Raw genomic sequence first — 19,935 nt, 5'->3', positions numbered from 1 at the left:
CCCCCCATAATTACAATGACTACTATGCCAACGGCCCGATCACGCTCGCCGAGGCGCTCGCCGTATCCGACAACGTCTTTGCGGTGAAAACGCTCCAGTTCATCGGCGCCGACAAACTCGTCGACACAGCGAAAGCGCTCGGCATCACAAGCAGATTGAAAGCAGTGCCGTCGTTGGCGCTCGGCACATCGCCGGTGAAAATGATCGACATGGTCGCCGCGTACAGCACGCTGGCCAACTACGGCAAACAAACCGAACCGGTGTTTATTCAAAAAGTCGTGGATGCAAACGGAAACGTGCTATATGAACATAAGCCGGAGAGCCGGCAAGTGCTCGACCGCGACGCGGCGTTTGTGACGACCCATTTAATGACCGGGATGTTCGACCCAAAGCTTAACGGCTATACAACCGTCACCGGGCAGTCCATCATCGATGACATCACGCGTCCGTACGCCGGCAAGTCGGGAACGACGAAAACGGACAGTTGGATGATCGGGTTCGCCCCGCAACTTGTCGCCGGCGTCTGGACCGGCTACGACCGCGGGGAAACGATGGATCGTCCTGCGGAAAGGCAATATGCCAAACAAATATGGGTTCACTTTATGGAACAAAGCCTCGCCGGCGAACCGAAAAAATCGTTCAAACCGACCAAAGGCGTCATCGGCGTCTACATCGACCCGCAAAACGGCAAGCTGGCCACCGACTCCTGTCCGGTGAAACGAAAAACGTACTATCTCATCGGTACAGAACCGACCGACTATTGCACCGACCATTTGGAAAAGAAAAAGAAGAAAAAAGAAGACGGAAAAAGCTGGTTCGAGAAATGGTTCCCATGGTTTTAAACAAGAAAATCCCCTGCGTTTGCCCGCAGGGGATTTTCTTGTCCTAGTTTTCCTGTGTTATACATGTAGATTTAGTTTATCCTTTTTTCCAAACGAGAACAAGCCCTTGCCCATATCTTTTCACAAAACCGTCACATTTCCACTTCCAAATCTTGTTTCAGCTTGTCGCTCGAACGGTTCCACATCCCAATGTCGTGCCCTTTCAAAAAGTCGGCGAGCACCCGTTTTGATTTCGCGTCCATATGATCGACAATAATGTGCCGCTTTAGCGATTTATCGAGCCGGTTCACATGTTCCGGCAATAACTTATAGCCGCGGCGCGCCTCACGGTCGATCGTCATTTCGCACGCCGTCACCCCGGCGTAATACGGGCCGTCTTCACGGCGCTCGATCGTCACCCAGACGATCCAATACGGCTTGCCGTTTGGCACGGCGGAACGGTCCGGCAAAAACTTGATGCCGCGCTCAACAGAGCTGCGGGCATGCATCGCCCCCATATCGACGAACGCTTCGCCCGCTTCGACGTCAATGATGACCGGCGAAACGTTTTCTAAGCTCAACGCCCCGGCGCCAAAGCCGCGGTGCCCGTCGGTCGGATCGTCTTTGATGATATTAAAGCCGATGTTTTTTTTTCTTTTTTTTGCTCCATTCCGCTTGTTCCTCCTTCCTTACATAAACAAATTGGCGACCAACGACTGCAAATTTTCCAATACAAACGGCAGCGCCACTTGAAACACCGGCTCAATCGTATATCGGTCAAGCGGCGTGAGCACAAGGATAAGAAAAATGAGCGCCCCGTAGTTTTCCCATTGCGTCATTTTCGCCCGCAGCCCATCCGGGGCCAAGTCTTCAATAATACGATACCCATCAAGCGGCGGAAACGGCAATAAATTAAACACAAACAAGACAGCGTTCAAGCTGATAAAAATTTGGAAAAACAGATCAAACCCGGCCGCAAACCAATCCGGCAGCGCCCGCATGATGCCGAAATCGATCATCGCGTACCAAATGACAAATCCAAGCGCGGCAAGCACGAGGTTGCTCAGCGGTCCGGCAACTGACACGAGAATGCCGGCAAGGCGCGGATTTTTGAAATAAAAGCGATTGACTGGCACCGGGCGCGCCCAGCCAAACCCAGCGAGAAAAATCAGCAGGGTGCCAAGCAAATCCAAATGGGCAAACGGTGACAATGTCAGCCGTCCCTCGTTTTTCGCCGTCGGATCGCCGAACTTGTAGGCGACGTATGCATGAGCGAACTCATGCACGGAAAACGCCAGCGCCAGCGTCAACAGCACGTACGGAATTTCGCTTAACGAATACGGCAAAATGTGTTCCACTTGATTAACTCCTTTTCCCCTGTATTCACTATCCTTAGTATACATGATTTACCGCCAAAAGTGGACTGAACTTCACGGTTCCATGGTATAATAAGCGCGACAGCACTCGACAAGGAAATGGGGGAATGATGATGCCGTATGTCACGATCAAAATGCTCGCCGGCCGCACGGATGAGCAAAAGAAAGCGCTGGTGGAAAAAGTGACCGACGCCGTTGTAGAGACAACCGGGGCGAAAAAAGAGAGCGTTGTTGTGTTCATCGAGGAAATGACGAAAGACCATTACGCCATCGCTGGAAAACGGCTGAGCGATGCGGAGTAACAAACGGGGGCGCCATCGGGCGTCCCCGTTGCTTTTTGGAATAAAAACGAATATTATTATAGTTGTCTTTCATATTGTTCGCCTTTAGGAGGTTGCCTATGATTCGTCTTCCGCACCATGCCAGCAATCGCAAAACAGAGTTTCTCGCTGGACTGACGACTTTTTTCACCATGGTGTACATCATCGTCGTCAATCCGGTCATCTTATCAGACGCCGGCGTCCCGTTTGAACAGGCGTTCACCGCCACCGTCATCGCGACCGTCGTCGGCACGCTGTGGATGGCAATATTCGCCAACTATCCGATCGCCATTGCCCCCGGCATGGGGCTGAACGCGTATTTTGCCTATTCCGTCGTCGGCTCGCACGGCGGCATTTCGTACGAAACCGCGTTTTCCGCTGTGTTTGTCGCGGGATTGCTGTTTTTGTTGCTGTCGCTCACCCCGCTCCGCAGCAAGCTGATCGAAGTGATCCCCGACAGCTTAAAACATGGCATCACCGCCGGCATCGGGCTGTTTATCGCCTTTATCGGCCTGCGGCTGACCGGAATTATCCAAGCCCATCCGCAAAATTTGGTCGCGCTTGGCAACTTGCATGCCCCGTCGGCCGTGTTGACGCTCATCGGCCTGGCGGTGACGCTCGTTTTCATGATGCGCGGCGTCAACGGCGCGCTCTTTTACGGCATGGTCGCGACCGGCGTCATCGCCTACGCGACCGGGCAGCTTCACTTTGACAAAGGTATCGTCTCGCTGCCGTCGCTTCCAGAAGGGCTGATCATTACCAATCCATTCGCGGCCATCGGGGACGTCATCGGTCATAGTTTGTACGCGGTCGTCTTCTCCTTTTTGCTTGTCACGCTGTTTGATACGACCGGCACAATGATCGGCGTTGCCCAGCAAGCCGGGCTGATGAAAGGAAACACGCTGCCGCGCGCCCGCGAGGCGCTCTTGGCCGACTCGGTCGCGACGACCATCGGCGCCATGTTTGGCACAAGCCCGACATCGGCGTACATCGAGTCGTCAACCGGCGTCGCCGCTGGCGGACGCACCGGCTGGACGGCGCTCACCGTCGCTGTACTGTTTGTCATCGCGGCCTTTTTCAGCCCGCTGGTTGGCGCGGTCGCCGGGTTATCCGCCATCACCGCCCCGGCGCTCATTATCGTCGGAAGCTTGATGATCAGCAACATCGCCCATATCAATTGGCGCGAACTGGACGAGGCGTTCCCAGCCTTTCTCATCATCTTAAGCATGCCGCTCACCTCCAGCATCGCGACCGGCATCGCGCTCGGCTTCATCTCGTACCCGCTCTTAAAAATCGCCCGCGGCCGCTGGCGCGATGTGCCGTTGCTGCTGTACGTGCTTGCCGTGCTGTTCTTTTTGCAGCTGGCGTTTTTGCCGCATTAACCAAAAAGAAGAAGGAGGTGTCCCAAAAGGATCGGGACACCCTCTTTCGTCTCATATATACGCACTAACCGCTTCTTTCGCACTATATTTTGTGTCTATCCTGAAGACAGACGGCCTTTTGGGTCAGCCCCTTTTCGTCTATGGCCAACTGATGATACGTTGAAGCAGCTTTTTCCGCCCGCCTACACGCGGGCTTTGTTGTGGCATCGGCTGCGCAGCGCCTCAATGTACGCGTACGCCTCATCGATTTCTTCTTCCGTATAGCGCTGCTTGCTTTTTAACACCGCAATTTTCTCTTTCACTTCGTCTTTCGGCAAATGTTCAAAATAAAGTACGGTGGACACAAGTTCCAAAAAACGGGCATTTTGTTCGTTCATCGCTTGCATGCACTCCGCCAAGCCCGGCATGTCCCAGTCATAATGGCGCAAAAACTGTTCGCCCGCTTCGGTCAATGTATAGCGATATTGCATATAACCGCTCTTTTTCTCTTTCACTTCATGCAAAAAGCCGAGCGCGCACAGCTCTTCGATGCGGCATGTCAGCTCTTCCGAATACGGGCCGTAAAAGTGGAAGTCAAACTTCTCATAAAACGGAAAGTCGAGCTTTTTCGCGATGTAGATCATTTTTTGCAGCTTTTTGCGGCCGGCAATTTCCCCGGCGGCCGCCAACGCCTTCATTACTTTCGCATGCTCTGTGAGCACTCTCCGTCATCTCCTAACCCTTTAAAATTTCCATAATCTTTTTCTTCACTGTCCGCTTCGTCGACAAGTCTTCCAGGAAATCAGCTGGGAAATACAGCTTATGGTCGGTGCGCCGTTTCCCGGAAATGGCGTCAACGAGCACCGATTCGCGCGACAGCTCGCGAAGCTCCCCGTTTGGCATCAACAAATAAATCGGAAGGCGCTCGCCTTCCTCGCCCGGCCGGTAAAAGTCATACGGCAAATCCGAGGACGAATCGACGACCAAGTAGTAGTCCGGGTCGATGCCCGCTTTTTTAAACAAACCGGTCAGCTCAATGAGCTTCTCCATTTGCTCGTTCGTCGGATGGAACTCCGTATATTTGAACAGGCGGCGGCGGACAAACCGCTGGCACAGATCGCTTAAAATCGGATCCCGTTCGTATTGCCATTGCTGGAAGTAAAACAAGATGACTGCCTCATCCAGCGCCAAGTAATCGCCAAGCGACACATTGCCTGCAAAAAACGACAAAAAGTGGACCGGCTTCGTCTGAAAACGATACCCCTCTTCATACAGCTTTTTCGCCCGATGCAAAATTTTCGTTAAAATGACTTCCGCACTGCGCGTCACAGGATGGAAATACACTTGCCAGTACATTTGGTAGCGGCTCATGATGTAATCCTCGACCGCATGCATGCCGCTTCGTTTGATGACGACTTGGTCTTCGCGCGGGCGCATGACGCGCAAAATGCGCTCCATGTCAAAATAGCCGTAGCTGACGCCGGTGTAGTAGGCATCGCGCAACAAATAATCCATCCGGTCGGCGTCAATTTGGCTCGAAATGAGGCTCACCACAAGCTTGTTCGGGTACGTTTTGGCGATCACTTCCGCCACTTTTTGCGGAAAATCGTCGCCCACTTCGCGCAAGGCGGCGTTCACTTCTGTATCGCCTAAAATGATTGCCTGTGTAAAATCTTCGTGGTCGAGGCGAAACACCTTTTCAAATGAATGGGAAAACGGGCCGTGCCCTAAATCGTGCAAGAGCGCCGCGCATAGGCAAAGAAGGCGCTCGCTATGATCCCAATGATCGCGGCCGACAAACACGTCGTCAATGATGCGGCGGATGATTTCGTAAACGCCGAGCGAATGGTTAAACCGGCTGTGCTCGGCGCCGTGAAACGTCAAATATGTCGTGCCGAGCTGCTTGATGCGGCGCAGGCGCTGAAATTCTTTTGTGCCGATCAAATCCCAAATCACTTTGTCGCGAACATGTATGTATCGGTGCACCGGATCTTTAAACACTTTTTCTTCGTCAAGCTGCCCGCCGGAATACATCGCATCCTCCTCTTCCGTCTCCAACATACATCTATTATACGCCGTTTCTTTTGGCAAAGAAATAGTTGACTTTTTTCTCCGTCTTTCTCCATTATTGACGGAAAAAACAAAAAATCACCTTCTTTCGGCAAAGAAGGTGATCGGTTATCGCTTTTTCAACCTTTCGGCAATTTTATCAATCAGTTCGTCTTCCGTCAGCGCCGCCACCGGACGGTTGTTGACGAAGGCAAACGTCTTTTTCCGCCCTGGGCCGCAATACGACTGGCAGCCGATTTTGATGACCGCATCCGGATCAAGCTTTTTCAAGCGCGGAATCAATGTTTTTAAATTCGGCGCCTTGCAGTCGTCGCAAACGCGAAACTCATTTGCCATTATGCGTCATCCCTTTCTGCAGCGTTTGCTTTGTGTATTCTACCGCTTTTTCCGGAAAATTGCAAGTTGGCATGCTTTCACCCTTGTAATTTGCCAATCCCATAAACTTGCAACGTATAAATTTTTTCCTTTTGGTCCACCCTTTTACTAGCATGGGAAAAAGGAGTGGAGAACAATGAAACAACGGCAAGACGCTTGGACGGAAGAAGACGATTTATTGTTGGCAGAGACCGTATTGCGCCATGTGCGTGAAGGGAGCACCCAGCTCAACGCCTTTGAAGAAGTCGGCGACAAGCTGAATCGGACATCGGCCGCCTGCGGCTTTCGCTGGAACGCGGTCGTCCGCCATCGCTACGAAGAAGCATTGCAGCTGGCAAAAAAACAGCGAAAAGAACGGCAACGGCTGCTCGCCAAACAAGGCGGCGCGAAAAAGCGGCGTCTGTACGAGCCGCCGATGCCATCACTCGAGGAGCTGGGAGAGGTGATGCAGCTGCCTGCCGTCATCCCATCCTCCCCGCCGCAACAAGTGACGCTGGATCAAGTGATCGCGTTCTTAAAAACGTTCCAATCCCATGAGCGGAGACGGGAGGCGCTGATCAAAGAAAACGAGCGGCTGCGCCGCGAAATTGAAGAATTAAAGCAAAAAAATAAAGAACTTGAAGAAAAGGTTGCGAAATTAGAAGAAAATTCGTCGACCGTCCAAGAAGATTTTGAGACGCTCGTGAAAATCATCAACCGAGCGCGCAAAATGGTGTTAAAAGAGGAAGAAGAGCGGGGACTGACCTTCCGTATGGACCCGAACGGCAACTTGGAAAAAATCGCGGAGTAAATAAAATAAGGATGCCCTGTCCATGGCTGCGCCTTGATCGCACTCTCCTCCGGTGCGGCCGAGACACGGAGCATCCTTTTTGCCTGCCGGCGGCGTCAGGCGATAAACGCGGGCTCTTGCCGCCGGGCGGACCGCCCCCTTATTCTCCTGCTGGGAGCTCGCCCTTGAGCGCCGTTTCATTCCGCTCGACGATGCGCGCCCAATACTGCTCATACCAATTCCATTCGCCGTTCTCGAGGGCAGACGAATATAGCTCGCCGCCAAACGACTGCAGCGTGCGCCAAAGGGCGACAAGCAGCTCATCGATCGACAACTCGCAGCCGAGAAGCTCAGACAGCGACGCCATGACAGCTGGGACAACATCGGGGTAGGCGAATTTCGTTTTCTCTCCTTGGCGGCCGAGCTCATAAAAGCGGCGAATAAGCTCAGCCCGCGCGGCTCCACTCCCGTTGACGCAAAGGTAGATTTGCACGGCAACGCCGCCGCGCACCCGTCGCTGCGAAATGCCGGCAAATTTTTTGCCTCCTATGCTCAAATCATAACTCCCAGGGCAATAGGAACCAACCACTTCCCCCGCCTCAACGCGGCGCCGTATGAGGCAAGCATGGCGGCCATGAGCGCGTACATCGCCTCATACCCTTGCTCGATGGCAATCGTGTTTTTCGTTTCCGGAAAAATGAGCGAAATATTCAACACCCCGCTGTCAAGGACAACGGCCAACCCGCCGGAATTACGGACGACGACGCGATACCCTTCCTGGCGCAAAAACGAAATGGCCTCATCGATGTACGGAAGCTTCGTATCAGCGGCGCCTAAGACGACGGTATTCTCATGCACCCACGTGCGGACGACCGCATCCGACTGTCCCGCACCAACCGCGGTGCATAATGCATCATCGATGGCAAACGATTGTTTCGCATCAAACAGCGGACCGAAATGCGACTGGTCGATGACCCGCCATTTCGGCTGCCGCAGCAATTCATGGCTCATCGCAGCAAACCCCTTACGTTGAACGTTCCGCTCTCATTATACCACATCAAACTGGAACGATTACGGCCATTAAAAAAGAAAGCGGCTAAACAGCAGCCAGCCGCCTTCTTTGACACGAATCCATGCATGAAACAAGAGATCGCCCATTCTTTGGCAAAACGAACCGGTTCCGACTCCTCTTGCTCAGTTCGCCGCCTCTTTACTCCCCAAGCGACTGCGCCGCGGTGATGAGCGCGAGCTTGTAGGCGTCTTCGGCGTTGCAGCCGCGCGATAGGTCGTTCACCGGCTTGTTCAGCCCTTGCAAAATCGGGCCGACCGCTTCAAAGCCGCCAAGGCGCTGGGCGATTTTGTAGCCGATGTTGCCCGCCTCAAGGCTCGGGAAAATAAAGACATTTGCGTCCCCTTGAATGACCGAGTCCGGCGCTTTCTTTTTCGCCACCTCTGGCACAAACGCGGCGTCAAATTGAAACTCACCGTCAAGGATCAGATCCGGCGCCATTTCTTTCGCCAACCGCACCGCCTCAACGACTTTTTCCGTCTCCGGCGACGAGGCCGACCCTTTCGTGGAAAAGCTTAACAGCGCTACGCGCGGCTTAAGGCCGAACATTTTGGCCGTCCGGGCGCTCTCGACCGCGATTTCAGCCAAATCATGACTGTTAGGAGCAATGTTGATGGCGCAATCGGCAAACACATATTTTTCGTCGCCGCGCACCATGATGAACACGCCGGACGTTTTGCCAACGCCTGGCTTCGTTTTAATGATTTGCAAGGCTGGTCGGACCGTATCCGCCGTCGAATGTGCCGCCCCGCTGACGAGGCCGTCGGCCGCTCCCGTATAAACGAGCATCGTACCGAAATAGTTTTCATCGAAAAGCAACTCGCGCGCCGTTTCTTCTGTCACTTTCCCTTTGCGCCGCTCCACAAACGCCGAAACTAGCTCATCAAACCCGCCGTAGCGGCGCGGGTTGACAATCTCCACCCCTTCAAGCGGCAAGCCAAGCGCAGCTGCTTTCACCCTTATCGCTTGCTCATCGCCAAGGACGATCGGCTGAAGCACTTGCTCCGTCGCCAAACGGCTCGCCGCCGTTAAGATGCGGTCATCGGTTCCCTCCGGAAACACGATTTTTCGACCCGTATCGGTTACTTTCGCTTTTAATGCCGTAAATAAATCGGTTGTCACGATTCATGCCTCCTTCACGGTTGGCACGCCTGTCTCCAGGCATCAGCCTTTCTCTACATTAAGCATACCGCTTCGATACGAAAACGCAACGATCGTAAGCCCTTCCAATCAATAATTCACCTTTTGGAACAATTCAGTATCTTTTGCTTTATGCACGGACACCCGCTTTTTTGGCCAAACTATGATATAGTGGTACTGTACAATTGATTGAATAAAGGAGTGACGATGATGAGCGAAGCGGCCCAAACGTTGGACGGTTGGTATTGTTTGCACGATTTCCGCACGATCGACTGGAGCGCGTGGAAAACACTTCCAAACGAAGAGCGCGAGGCAGCGATCAGTGAGTTTTTAGCGCTTGTCGACCAATGGGAGACGACGGAAAGCGAGAAGCAAGGAAGCCATGCCGTCTACACGATCGTCGGGCAAAAAGCCGATATTTTGTTCATGATTTTGCGGCCGACGCTGGATGAGCTGCATGAAATCGAAACAGCGCTTAACAAAACGAAACTCGCCGACTATTTATTACCTGCGTATTCGTACGTTTCAGTCGTGGAGTTGAGCAACTACTTGGCGTCCGGCAGCGAAGATCCGTACCAAATTCCAGAGGTGCGCCGCCGTTTGTATCCAATTTTGCCGAAAACGAACTACATTTGCTTCTATCCGATGGACAAGCGGCGCCAAGGCAACGACAACTGGTACATGTTGTCGATGGAACAGCGGCGCGAACTGATGCGCGCCCACGGCATGACCGGCCGAAAATACGCCGGCAAAGTGACGCAAATCATCACCGGGTCGGTCGGCTTGGATGATTTTGAATGGGGCGTCACCTTGTTTTCAGATGATGCGCTCCAGTTCAAAAAGCTCGTCTATGAAATGCGCTTTGATGAAGTCAGCGCCCGCTTTGGCGAATTTGGCTCATTTTTCGTCGCACCCGGCTGCCAGTGGAAAAGGTGCCTTCTTTCCTCCATGTATGAAGCAAAGCCCCGAACGATACGGGGCTTTGCTTCGTTTTCGCTGCTTTTTGGACAATCATCCCGCTTTTCTGTCATATGCGGCCTGACCGCTCCATACACATAAAAACAGAAAATCTCTTCAGAAACATTCTATTCGTGTGTCACCATTTTCTTGTTCCACCAATAGCCTATTACTGTCGAAATTCACAACGACTGAGGTGACGATATGGGTCAGATCGCTCCCTCCATTGTAGCCCACACAGAAGAGGAAGTAAAGTTGTTGGCTCGGCTCATGCGAGCCGAAGCGGAAGGAGACGGGCGGCTTGGGATGCTCATGGTCGGCAACGTCGGCGTCAACCGCGTCATCGCCGACTGCCTTGACTTCCGCGGCATCCGCTCTATCCGGCAAATGGTGTTTCAAAGCCCGGGCGGCTTTGAGGCGGTGCAAAAAGGGTACTTTTACCAACGGGCGCGCGAAGTGGACATCGGCCTAGCCCGCCAAGTGCTCCGCGGTTGGCGCTACCACCCAGCGACAAACGCCCTTTGGTTTTTTAAACCACCTGAAGGTCAACCGTGCCCACCGCAATGGTTTGGCCAGTGGAACGTCGGCCGCTACAAATCGCATTGCTTTTTTGCACCGACTCCATCCGACTGCCCACGCGTCTATTCTTAATATTGAGGAGGGTTCTTTATGCCGAACAATCCAGAAAATCAATTTTATCCACCTGATGAGGAGCAACAATCATTTTATTATTCGCCGTTCGGTCAAGAACGGCAACAACCGTATGCATCCTATCCATACGGCTATCCGTATCCGCAGCCGTACTATCCGGCGGCGTACCCGTATTATTACTATCCGCAAGCGGCTGCCGCTCCAACCGTGACGCCGGCGACAGCCGCCGCTCCGACGTTCGGTTTGCAGGCGCCGACGTTTACGGCCCCGACACCGATGCCGACCACCACCGGCCCATCGATTCCAGGGATGCTGCCGATTGAAGAATCGTACATTGAAAACATTTTACGGTTAAACAAAGGAAAAGTCGCCACTATCTATGCGACGTTTGAAAACAACCGTGAGTGGAATGCCAAGGTGTTTCGCGGCGTCATTGAAGCGGCTGGACGTGACCATGTCATTTTAAGCGACCCACAAACAGGCACACGCTATTTGATCCCGATGATTTACCTCGATTACGTCACGTTTGAAGGAGAAATCGCCTACGAATATCCGTTTGCCGGTGCCTCCGCCACGCCGCTCGCCTCCTATTCGCCGCGCTGAGTGCAAGCGCAAAACCGATGTTCGATGAGCAGGCTGCCCCAGGGTAGCCTGCTTTTTTTCATCCGATGCGACGGCCATCACAAGTTGCTGACGCCCAGTTGTCTATCATGGTGGCAAACGAAACAAAAAAGGTGCCTTCTATGATTGGGACGGCGCGTGATTTCCTGTTCGGGGTACACCTTGCCCGCGCTTCGCTTACAGCCATTTCAACGCCGCATATCCGATCATCACCCAAGCGATTAAAAAGGCGACGCCGCCCAACGGGGTGATGGCGCCAAGCGGCTTGATTTGCGTAACACTTAATACGTACAAACTGCCGGAAAACAGCACGATGCCGGCGAACATCACCCAGCCCGCCGCACCGATCAGCCCGACATTCGGCGCCTTGCCAGCGAGCAATCCGACAACAAGCAGCCCTAATGCGTGGAACATCTGGTATTGGACCGCCGTTTTCCAAATCTCCAAATAACGATCCGGAATCTTCCCTTCCAGCCCGTGCGCGCCAAACGCTCCCAATGCGACGGCTAAAAACGCATTGAGCGCGCCGAGAAGGATGAATGTTTTCATAGCTGTTCCGCCTTTCTAATGAAAGATTGTTTTCCCTCATTCATTAATATAATGGGAATGTTCCCCGACAACAAATTACTAATGAATGTCAGCCACTTCACTCGACAGAACCGGTCAATCGGGAGCGCCACCGGCAAGACCCGCATCCAAGCCGGTGAACCGCTTCTTGTTTTTTGGCGCAAACAAAGGCAAGCGATTCAACGGAGTTCTGTTGATCAACATTCCCCGTGGAGAAGACCGTTTTCCACGGTGTTTCGTTGCCCCCTCAAAAATCCAACAACGACTCCCCGTTCGCCTCATCGTCAATGTCAGGGGAGCGTCCCCGGACAGAAACGGCTCCAAGCGAAAGCCCGCCAGCAACCGAAATCGGCCCGCCGACGACAAGCGGCCCGGCTGCGGCAGACGAAGCGGACGGCTGCGGATGGCTTGTTGCTTCCAACATCAAATCGCATAAAACGCGAATGGCGGCGACGTGTTCACGCACCCGCTGCAGGTCGTTCGTGGACCTCGCTTTCCGCAGCTCATCTTCCATCTTGGCGATAACGGCCGCAAACGAGATGGACATCATTCTCCCCTCCTTATTCAGCACGGACGCCGATGTTTTCGATTTGCCAGTCGATCGGTTCGCGTCCGCATTTCATCAAAAACGCGTTCGTCCGCGAAAACGGGCGATGGCCGAAAAAGCCGCGTGCGGCGGAAAACGGGCTCGGGTGCGGCGCTTCAATAATCAGATGGCGCGGATTCGTAATCCGTTCTTTTTTCTCCTGAGCGTTCCGGCCCCAAAGCAAAAAGACGACCGGATCGTCTTTTTCATTGACGAGTTCAATGACGCGGTCGGTGAATTGTTCCCACCCTTTGCCGCGGTGGGAGTTCGCCTGGCCGCGGCGGACGGTCAGCACCGTGTTTAACAATAACACCCCTTGCTCGGCCCATTTCACGAGATAGCCGTTATCTGGTATGTAGCAGCCAAGGTCATCATGCAGCTCTTTGAAGATGTTGACTAATGACGGCGGCACCGGTACGCCGGGCTTGACGGAAAAACTCAACCCGTGCGCCTGCCCCGGGCCGTGGTACGGATCTTGCCCGAGCAGCACGACTTTGACGTTTGCATACGGTGTATAATGAAGGGCGTTGAAAATATCGTGCATATCCGGATAAATCGTCCGCGTTCGGTACTCTACTTTCAAAAATTCGCGCAGCTTCAAGTAGTATGGTTTTTGAAACTCCTCTTCAAGCAGCGGAGCCCAGTCGTTTTTGAGAATCGGCATTGCGAGCAACTCCTTTGCCATCGGCTTTTTCCTTTTATCATTGTAACCAAAAAGACCCCAGCGTCAAAGCGAAGTGAATGTTCAGATTGAGGCAACCACAGCGAAACCTGTTTCCCCAACAGGAAATGCGCCAATCCCCTGCCGTAGCCATCAAAATATTGAAGAGAAAATCAAAATGTCCACGAAATCAACCAGCGGAGCAGCCAGACGCCAAGCAGCACGTATAAAAAAATGATCAGCACCCCAGCGGCCCAATTTGTCGGTTTGCCGTGCTTGGCAAGCTCTTCCGCCCGCGCCCGATGTTCGGCAGCGACGTCTTTCGGCAGCCATTTGAGCGCTATGTAAATGCCAAGCGGCACAAGCAGCAAATCATCGATATACCCAAGAACCGGAACGAAATCGGGAATCAAATCGATCGGACTGAACGCATACGCCACAACGACCAACATAAACAGCCGCAGCCAGATGGAAACGCGCCGGTCGCGAACCGCAGAATACAAGACGAATATGTCTCGTTTCAGCACCCTTGCCCATTCTTTCCACTTTGTGAACATCGCGTTCCCCTGCCCTTTCCTGTTTCATATAGTATAAAATATGGGTATAGTAGTGTAAACATTGCAAGGTGGACAACCTTCCCGTACCATCATCCAGCTAACTCATTGATTATGTGAGGTGAACGGCTATGGACAGGAAACGATTTCATATCGTGCATGATGAACAGCCGGATCGGCATGTTGTATACATAAAAGGGGAGCTTGATCTAGCGACGGCCGAACAGTTTCAACGCGCCGTCGAACCGCTTGCTCATGACGCATCAAAACCGCTTGTCATCCGCCTTGAAGAATTGTCGTATATCGACAGCACCGGCATCGGGATGTTTGTCGCACTGCTGAAAACACGCAAAAAACAAGAAGCGCCGTTTATGATTGAAAATGTGCCGCCAAAAGTGAAACGTTTGTTCGATTTAACAGGTGTATCTTACTTCTTTTCGGAAATGGATCAGACGACAGAAAGGATCGGGGGCCAATCATGAAAGAGCATGAAACCGTCGTACAGCTGTCGATTCCAGCTGATGCGCAGTTTATCGATGTCGCGCGTTTGACGCTATACGGCTGGCCGCCAAGATGGGGTTTTCCTATGAAGAGATTGAAGATATGAAAGTGGCCGTCTCAGAAGCGTGCAACAACGCTGTTTTGCATGCGTACAACGGAAGGGGTGGCATCATTCATCTTCGCTTTGAGATGCGCGCCGATGCGCTTTCGATCATCATTAAAGACGAGGGCAAAGGGTTTGATTACAAACGGGTGTCCAAACAAGCAGCGCCCCTGTCCGCAAAGCCGCTTGAAGACGTCAAAGCTGGCGGCCTCGGCCTGTTTTTGATGGAAGCGCTCATGGACGATGTCACCGTCACCACAAAGGGCGGAACGGAAGTCCGCCTGACGAAATTCCGCCATCGCGGCGAAGGAGAGCATGCCCATGACTGTATATCCCCCTCCTCTGTCCAAGAGCAAGCTTGACGCCCTCATTTCCGCCTATCAACAAACAAAAACGGAAGAAGCGGCGACCGCCTTGCTCGTGCGCTTCGAGCCGCTCATTGCGGCCGCAGCGAAAAAAATGGCGCGCAGCCGCCCTGACTTTTACGAAGACTTGTTTCAAATCGGACGGCTGTCGTTTTTGCGTCTCCTTGACCATTACGACCCTAAACAAGGAACAAGCTTTGAGTCATACGCCATGAAAAGCTTGATCGGCTATATGAAAAACTATTTGCGCGACAAAGCATGGTACATCCAAGTGCCGCGCAAGGTGAAAGAAAAAGGAAGCAAAGTGCAGCAGGCGATCGATGAGCTGACCGTCAAGCTCGAACGGTCGCCGACGCTCGATGAGATCGCCGGCCACTTAGGCTTATCGGTCGAAGAAACGATCGAAATTTTGGCCGGACGGGACCATTACCAAGCCGTTTCGCTCGATGCCCCGGTGCAAGACGGGGAAAAGGATGCGACGACGATCGGTGAATTCGTCGCTGATGAAGCGAACGAAATCGAGTCACTGATCGAGCGAATGGATTTAGAGCAGGCGATCGGCAAACTGAGCGAGCAAGAACAAATCGTCATCGACGCCATCTTCCGGCGCGGGGAAACGCAGCGCTCGTTAGCCGAGAGGCTCGGCGTCTCGCAAATGACAATCAGCCGCATTCAAAAGCGGGCCATCGCGAAATTGAAGCGGCAGCTCGCCGCCTATTCGCCATAACGGTCAAACATCGCGCCGCCGGACGCATCAAGCGGTCGAACTGTCCATGCTAGCGGCGGCGCAGCAGCAACAACGTTTGGTCATCTTTTTGTTCGTATTGATGATACGCTTGAATATGCTCGTACAACTCGCGCACGATCTCCGGCGCCGGCTGATCAAGGTTGACGCGGGCGACCATCGCGGCGAGAACGGAAAAGTCATCGTCCGCCTCTTCGGTACGCTTTTCCGTCACCCCGTCGGTGTACAGCAGCACAAAATCGCCTGGTTCGAGCACAACCGATTTGGTCTCAAATGAAAATTGCGGAAACAAGCCGAGCGCGCAGCCTTTGGCGCCTAGCGGCACGCATTGCTTCGTTTTCGCCCGATACCAAAGCGCCGGTTCGTGCCCGGCGCACGCGTACGAGAACGTATGCGTTTTTTCGTTGTAATTGCCGACAAACATCGTGACAAACATCGACGGCTCGGTGTAGTCGTAGGCGAATCGGTTCAGCAGGTCAAGATATACGTGCGGCTGCGTTCCGTAATGGACGGTCCGGTCCAGAATAAATTTCATCAGCGTCATGAGCATCGCCGCTGGAATGCCTTTTCCCGATACATCAGCAATGCCGACGGACACCGATGTTTGATGGACAGCAAAGTGATAAAAATCGCCGCTCAACACCCGGGCAGGGACGCTGAGGACACCGATGTCGACGTACGAAGGCAAATCCGCCTTCGATGATGTCTGCAAAAGCGCCCGCTGCATATTCGCGGCAAGCGACAGCTCAAAGTCGAGCTGTTCCCGCTCGCGCTCGAGCCGCTCTTTCTCTTTTTTCTCCGTCATGTCGCGCAAAACAGCGACAAGCCCTGTCAGGGCACCGTTTTCCATCACCGGCGCCAGCGTGTAGCCGACCGGCAGGCACACGCCGTCATGGCGGCGAAACGGCTCCTCCTCGACGCGAATCACCTCGCCGCTTTTCAGCCGTTTGACAACACGGCGCAGCTGCTTCCAGTCCCACTTGTCGCCATCCGGCCCGGCGAGCGAGACAAAGGAAAACAGCGGCTTCCCTTTCGCTTCCTCCGGATCAAGGCCAAGCAAACGGCCGGCTTCCGGGTTCATCCAAACAATCCGGCCGTCGCGGTTTAACATCATCAATCCCTCGCCAAGGGCGTTCGCCATCATTTCCAGTTGCTGTTCGTGCTGTTTCAGCTCCACGTACGGTTTTTCGACCGTCTCGACGTACATTGCACGCACGATATACAAAAATCCGGCCATTTCATACAGCTGCCCCCACAGCGCATGGCCGCCGCCAAACATGAGCAGCCATTGACCGAGGGCAAACCACCATAACGCCAGCAGCCAGTACAGGGAGGACCGGGAACTCCCTTGCCGCCAACGACGCCATACAAGCAAAGCGGCGCCCGCATCGAGCAACCCGATCATTCCCTCGCCGGCCTTCCACCAGAGCGGCCAGCGGCTTGTCCCGTCTCCCGGCCAAAGCGGCGCTGTCCAATGGATGAATAGCCCAACGACCGCCGCATAAGCAAAAGCGGCGAAAAACGCTTGCCACCGTTGTCCGCTTCTCCGCTCCATCACCTCATCGCGGCGCGAAAACAGAAAAAGAAGCCCCCAGGCGAGCGTCAATCGGGCCGCAAGCGAAAAGAGCGGCGCCTCCGCGCCGTCAGACGCAAAAGACAAGACAACATGCAGCGAAAACAACAAGCCTGAGGAGAAAAACAGCGCCCCCATCATCAGCCGCTCCAGCGACAACGTATGCGGAAACACGGCCCACCCTTGCACGGCAACAAGCCAGCAAACGACCACCACGGCGAGCCCTAAGGCAAGATGAATAGAATGATAGAATCCGGGCGAAACAGGCAGCCGGCCGGCCGCAAACAGAAGCAAGCCAAACATTCCGGCCGCCAGCACGGCCATCGCGCTGTGCAGACGCACTAGGCGATATCGTCCGTATTCATTCACCAACGAGGAACCCCCACTCTTCATTCTATATGGCTTATTATACCATACGGCTCCCCGCCAGCGTATATGAACGTCACGGCCGTTTGGTTGTCCAATAAAAAAGGAGCCTCTCCGAATGAAGAGGCTCCCAAGCCAAGTTTGCGGCCATTTTCCGCGCAATACCAGCCCTCCCGTTAAAACGTGTGCGCCAAGGCTTTCGCCCGGGCGATGGCGTTCGCTTTGATTTCTTCCGCCTTTTCCGGCACCGCCGCATGCCCTTCGACAAATACCATTCTATTGGTGATGGGAGATATCCTGCAACGACAAAATAATGGGAATGTATAGCGCAAAAAAATATTGCAGCGTGGCCGAACTTTAAGGACAAGATGTGATACAATCATGAGCGTGGCGGTATAAAACGAAGGGAAAGGGGGGAATAAAATGGAATCAGATGCTATTCAACGCGAACGATTACGTTTAAACAAAGTGGACAAAAAGGTAAAACTAGATGAATGGCATCCAAAGAAGATTGCTTTAGCAAACGAATGGATTGAGAATGAGCAAACGCAGATGAAGCGCCCGATCATACGAGGAGCTATTTTCACTTGTGAACTCGGGGAAAATATCGGCACAGAACAAAACGGAGAGCGGCCGGTGCTTGTTCTTTCTAATGACTGGATTAACCGCACATCCGGAAACGTTAAGGTAGCTCCTTTATCTACAAAATTAAAAACCAAAACCGTTACAGATCGGAAAGGGAAAACCAAAGTAGTGCCTCGTTTCAAGACACATTACTTTCTTCGAAAGGAAGTTTATCCTTTTTTAGCTCAGACTTCCGCGGTAAAGGTAGAAGAATTAACGACCGTAAACAAAGTACGATTAAAGCAACATATCGGCAATATAAACGAGGATGACTTAAATAAGATTATGAACCGTGTAAAATGGGTATTTGACCTGTAACGTATTTACAATGTATTGACGACGTATTTATGACGTATTGACATTTCCCTAGGTTTTTTCTATACTTAGAGTACAAAATAAGTTGTCTGTCTCGTCACAGACCATTTCACACGTGAAAAAACGTGGATTCGTTTGTTTTGACAACGGAGAGGAGCCTAAATGGTTCCTCTCTTTGCATATTATCGCCAAGAGAATCATAACCTAATGATAAGTTGCCTGCCGCGTCGCAGGCCATTTCACCCCGTCAGCGGGGAATTCATGGTTTTTGCCCCAGTACTTCGGTGCTGGGGTTTTATGTATTTATCGAGGAAAATTTCTCACGAAGAAATAGGGACTTTATTGATCAGGCTATACCATACGGCTCCCCGCCAGCGTATATGAACGTCACGGCCGTTTGGTTTGTCCAATAAAAAAGGAGCCTCTCCGGATGAAGAGGCTCCCAAGCCAAGTTTGCGGCCATTTTCCGCGCAATACCAGCCCTCCCGTTAAAACGTGTGCGCCAAGTCTTTCGCCCGAGCGATGGCGTTCGCTTTAATTTCTTCCGCCTTTTCCGGCACCGCCGCATGCCCTTCGACAAACAACCCTTCAAATGACGGAACACCGAAAAATTGCATGATGACGCTTAAATACCGATGGCCCATTTCCATTTCCGCCGCCGGGCCTTCGGAGTAGAAACCGCCGCGCGCTTGAATGTGGAGCGCTTTTTTATCAGTAAGCAATCCGACCGGCCCTTGTTCCGTATATTTAAACGTCTTGCCGGCGACCGCCACGGCGTCAATATACGCCTTTAACACCGGCGGGAACGAAAAGTTCCACATCGGCGTGACGAATACATATTTGTCGGCGGAAATAAACTGCTCGCACAGCTCGTTCATCCGCCCGACTTTCGCTTTTTCTTCGTCAGACAGCTCTTCAAACGATTTCCCGGAGCGAAGTTTGCCCCAGCCGCTGAACACGTCGACGTCGATTTCCGGAATGTATTCCTTGTATAAGTCGAGATGAATGACTTCATGATCCGGATGCACTTGTTTGTACGTCTCAATGAACGCCTTTCCGACCGCCATGCTGTAAGACTGCGTGTCATCGTGCGGATGGGCGGTGATGTACAATACTTTTGTCATGATGCATACTCCCTTTCGTGATGATCTCGGCACTTTAGTGTTTGCACTTTGTTCAAGCGGCATACAATTGTTTTGAATTCAAATATCTCCAACAAAAGATAATTATATAAAGGTCCGAAACGCTTGGCAAACAATTTGACCGCAAAAAAAAATTGCCTTTCTCCAAGGCAATGTTACTCGCTTTGTTCCACGACAAACGGGTTGCCGCTGATTTGTTTTCGTATCTCATCGGTGAGTGTAAACGGTTCGCTTTTGACAGCGTTTTCATCACTGCCAGGCAGATGGCCGCTTCCATCGTAGTAAATCGGTTTTCCTTCCATC

The 19,935-nt window shown here is 52.8% G+C and carries 21 protein-coding genes and 4 pseudogenes; 11 read left to right on the top strand and 14 right to left on the bottom strand.

All coding sequences use genetic code 11. From position 1 onward, the window contains the following. Positions 1–842: penicillin-binding transpeptidase domain-containing protein (locus I656_RS0114640; protein WP_033004747.1), on the top strand; the 842-nt coding region annotated here is incomplete at its 5' end. 131 nt (positions 843–973) lie between these two features. On the opposite strand, the gene I656_RS13190 is transcribed toward I656_RS0114640, so the two are convergent. Together I656_RS13190 and I656_RS13195 are read right to left on the bottom strand one after the other, a co-directional pair. Beyond that, positions 974–1,465: a YwhD family protein gene (locus I656_RS13190; protein WP_033004746.1), complete on the bottom strand. Its 492-nt coding sequence runs from the start codon at positions 1,463–1,465 to the stop codon at positions 974–976. A gap of 45 nt (positions 1,466–1,510) precedes the next feature. After that, on the bottom strand, positions 1,511–2,179 hold the full coding sequence (locus I656_RS13195; RefSeq protein ID WP_013146641.1) for a site-2 protease family protein: 669 nt from the start codon (positions 2,177–2,179) through the stop codon (positions 1,511–1,513). Between the two features lie 131 nt (positions 2,180–2,310). On the opposite strand from I656_RS13195, the gene I656_RS13200 reads away from it, so the two are divergent. Together I656_RS13200 and I656_RS13205 are read left to right on the top strand one after the other, a co-directional pair. Further along, a complete protein-coding gene (locus I656_RS13200; protein WP_025949649.1) occupies positions 2,311–2,499 on the top strand; it encodes a 2-hydroxymuconate tautomerase in 189 nt (62 codons plus the stop codon). A 98-nt stretch (positions 2,500–2,597) separates the two neighbouring features. After that, positions 2,598–3,899, top strand: a complete 1,302-nt coding sequence (locus I656_RS13205; RefSeq protein WP_033004744.1) for an NCS2 family permease — start codon at positions 2,598–2,600, stop codon at positions 3,897–3,899. 182 nt (positions 3,900–4,081) lie between these two features. Here the strand turns inward: I656_RS13205 and I656_RS13210 are convergent, their stop codons facing one another. The 3 genes from I656_RS13210 to I656_RS13220 all read right to left on the bottom strand — a co-directional run bounded on the left by I656_RS13210 (position 4,082) and on the right by I656_RS13220 (position 6,284). Further along, positions 4,082–4,600, bottom strand: a complete 519-nt coding sequence (locus I656_RS13210; protein WP_020753878.1) for a YwgA family protein — start codon at positions 4,598–4,600, stop codon at positions 4,082–4,084. Between the two features lie 13 nt (positions 4,601–4,613). Further along, positions 4,614–5,912: an HD domain-containing protein gene (locus tag I656_RS13215; RefSeq protein WP_013524829.1), complete on the bottom strand. Its 1,299-nt coding sequence runs from the start codon at positions 5,910–5,912 to the stop codon at positions 4,614–4,616. 144 nt (positions 5,913–6,056) lie between these two features. Further along, entirely contained in the window at positions 6,057–6,284 is a 228-nt protein-coding gene (locus tag I656_RS13220; protein WP_011232879.1) for a DUF1450 domain-containing protein, read from the bottom strand. A gap of 175 nt (positions 6,285–6,459) precedes the next feature. On the opposite strand from I656_RS13220, the gene I656_RS13225 reads away from it, so the two are divergent. Next, positions 6,460–7,113: an RsfA family transcriptional regulator gene (locus I656_RS13225; protein WP_020753874.1), complete on the top strand. Its 654-nt coding sequence runs from the start codon at positions 6,460–6,462 to the stop codon at positions 7,111–7,113. Positions 7,114–7,252: 139 nt separating this feature from the next. Here I656_RS13225 and I656_RS0114635 read toward each other — a convergent pair. Beyond that, positions 7,253–8,103 (bottom strand): annotated as a pseudogene (locus I656_RS0114635) (biotin/lipoate A/B protein ligase family protein). 199 nt (positions 8,104–8,302) lie between these two features. Next, entirely contained in the window at positions 8,303–9,283 is a 981-nt protein-coding gene (pta, locus tag I656_RS13230) for a phosphate acetyltransferase (protein WP_020753870.1), read from the bottom strand. Positions 9,284–9,511: 228 nt separating this feature from the next. Between pta and hemQ the strand changes: the two are divergent. From hemQ to gerQ, 3 genes and pseudogenes are all read left to right on the top strand, one after another. Further along, positions 9,512–10,257: pseudogene (hemQ, locus tag I656_RS13235) on the top strand (hydrogen peroxide-dependent heme synthase). Positions 10,258–10,462: 205 nt separating this feature from the next. Further along, the gene (locus I656_RS13240; protein ID WP_011232884.1) at positions 10,463–10,909 is read left to right on the top strand and encodes a cell wall hydrolase; all 447 of its coding nucleotides are present in this window, start codon (positions 10,463–10,465) and stop codon (positions 10,907–10,909) included. Positions 10,910–10,927: 18 nt separating this feature from the next. After that, positions 10,928–11,512 (top strand): spore coat protein GerQ, encoded by a 585-nt coding sequence (gene gerQ / locus I656_RS13245; protein WP_020753868.1) that lies wholly within the window; start codon positions 10,928–10,930, stop codon positions 11,510–11,512. A gap of 195 nt (positions 11,513–11,707) precedes the next feature. Here gerQ and I656_RS13250 read toward each other — a convergent pair whose 3' ends face one another. The 4 genes from I656_RS13250 to I656_RS13265 form a co-directional block, all read right to left on the bottom strand. After that, a complete protein-coding gene (locus I656_RS13250; protein ID WP_020753867.1) occupies positions 11,708–12,079 on the bottom strand; it encodes a DUF423 domain-containing protein in 372 nt (123 codons plus the stop codon). A 265-nt stretch (positions 12,080–12,344) separates the two neighbouring features. After that, entirely contained in the window at positions 12,345–12,644 is a 300-nt protein-coding gene (locus tag I656_RS13255) for a YwdI family protein (RefSeq protein ID WP_033004742.1), read from the bottom strand. Positions 12,645–12,657: 13 nt separating this feature from the next. Further along, a complete protein-coding gene (locus I656_RS13260) occupies positions 12,658–13,347 on the bottom strand; it encodes a uracil-DNA glycosylase (protein ID WP_013524842.1) in 690 nt (229 codons plus the stop codon). A gap of 170 nt (positions 13,348–13,517) precedes the next feature. Next, complete coding sequence (locus I656_RS13265; protein WP_015376089.1) at positions 13,518–13,901, bottom strand: YkvA family protein; 384 nt, start codon at positions 13,899–13,901, stop codon at positions 13,518–13,520. A 128-nt stretch (positions 13,902–14,029) separates the two neighbouring features. Here I656_RS13265 and I656_RS13270 point away from each other — a divergent pair, with 128 nt between their 5' ends. The 3 genes and pseudogenes from I656_RS13270 to I656_RS13280 all read left to right on the top strand — a co-directional run bounded on the left by I656_RS13270 (position 14,030) and on the right by I656_RS13280 (position 15,594). After that, a complete protein-coding gene (locus tag I656_RS13270) occupies positions 14,030–14,380 on the top strand; it encodes an STAS domain-containing protein (protein ID WP_013146655.1) in 351 nt (116 codons plus the stop codon). Next, positions 14,377–14,864, top strand: a pseudogene (rsbW, locus tag I656_RS13275) (anti-sigma B factor RsbW). Before I656_RS13270 ends, rsbW begins: the two are co-directional and overlap by 4 nt. Next, positions 14,824–15,594, top strand: a complete 771-nt coding sequence (locus I656_RS13280) for a sigma-70 family RNA polymerase sigma factor (RefSeq protein WP_020753862.1) — start codon at positions 14,824–14,826, stop codon at positions 15,592–15,594. The pseudogene rsbW and the gene I656_RS13280 overlap by 41 nt, the downstream one beginning before the upstream one ends. Before the next feature lie 49 nt (positions 15,595–15,643). Here the strand turns inward: I656_RS13280 and I656_RS13285 are convergent, their stop codons facing one another. Then, complete coding sequence (locus tag I656_RS13285; RefSeq protein ID WP_033004748.1) at positions 15,644–17,554, bottom strand: SpoIIE family protein phosphatase; 1,911 nt, start codon at positions 17,552–17,554, stop codon at positions 15,644–15,646. 173 nt (positions 17,555–17,727) lie between these two features. Continuing rightward, positions 17,728–17,823, bottom strand: a pseudogene (locus tag I656_RS17590) (FMN-dependent NADH-azoreductase); the annotation flags it as partial. A gap of 151 nt (positions 17,824–17,974) precedes the next feature. Between I656_RS17590 and I656_RS13290 the strand changes: the two are divergent. Continuing rightward, complete coding sequence (locus tag I656_RS13290) at positions 17,975–18,493, top strand: type II toxin-antitoxin system PemK/MazF family toxin (protein ID WP_015376093.1); 519 nt, start codon at positions 17,975–17,977, stop codon at positions 18,491–18,493. A 485-nt stretch (positions 18,494–18,978) separates the two neighbouring features. Here the strand turns inward: I656_RS13290 and I656_RS13295 are convergent, their stop codons facing one another. Further along, positions 18,979–19,614, bottom strand: a complete 636-nt coding sequence (locus tag I656_RS13295; RefSeq protein WP_011232895.1) for an FMN-dependent NADH-azoreductase — start codon at positions 19,612–19,614, stop codon at positions 18,979–18,981. Positions 19,615–19,935 lie beyond the last annotated feature (321 nt).

Source organism: Geobacillus sp. WSUCF1, from assembly GCF_000422025.1.
In the GTDB taxonomy this organism is placed as follows: Bacteria; Bacillota; Bacilli; order Bacillales; family Anoxybacillaceae; genus Geobacillus; species Geobacillus zalihae.
The sequence above is the reverse complement of the archived record's forward strand: the minus strand, read 5'-3'. Positions and strand labels throughout refer to the sequence as shown.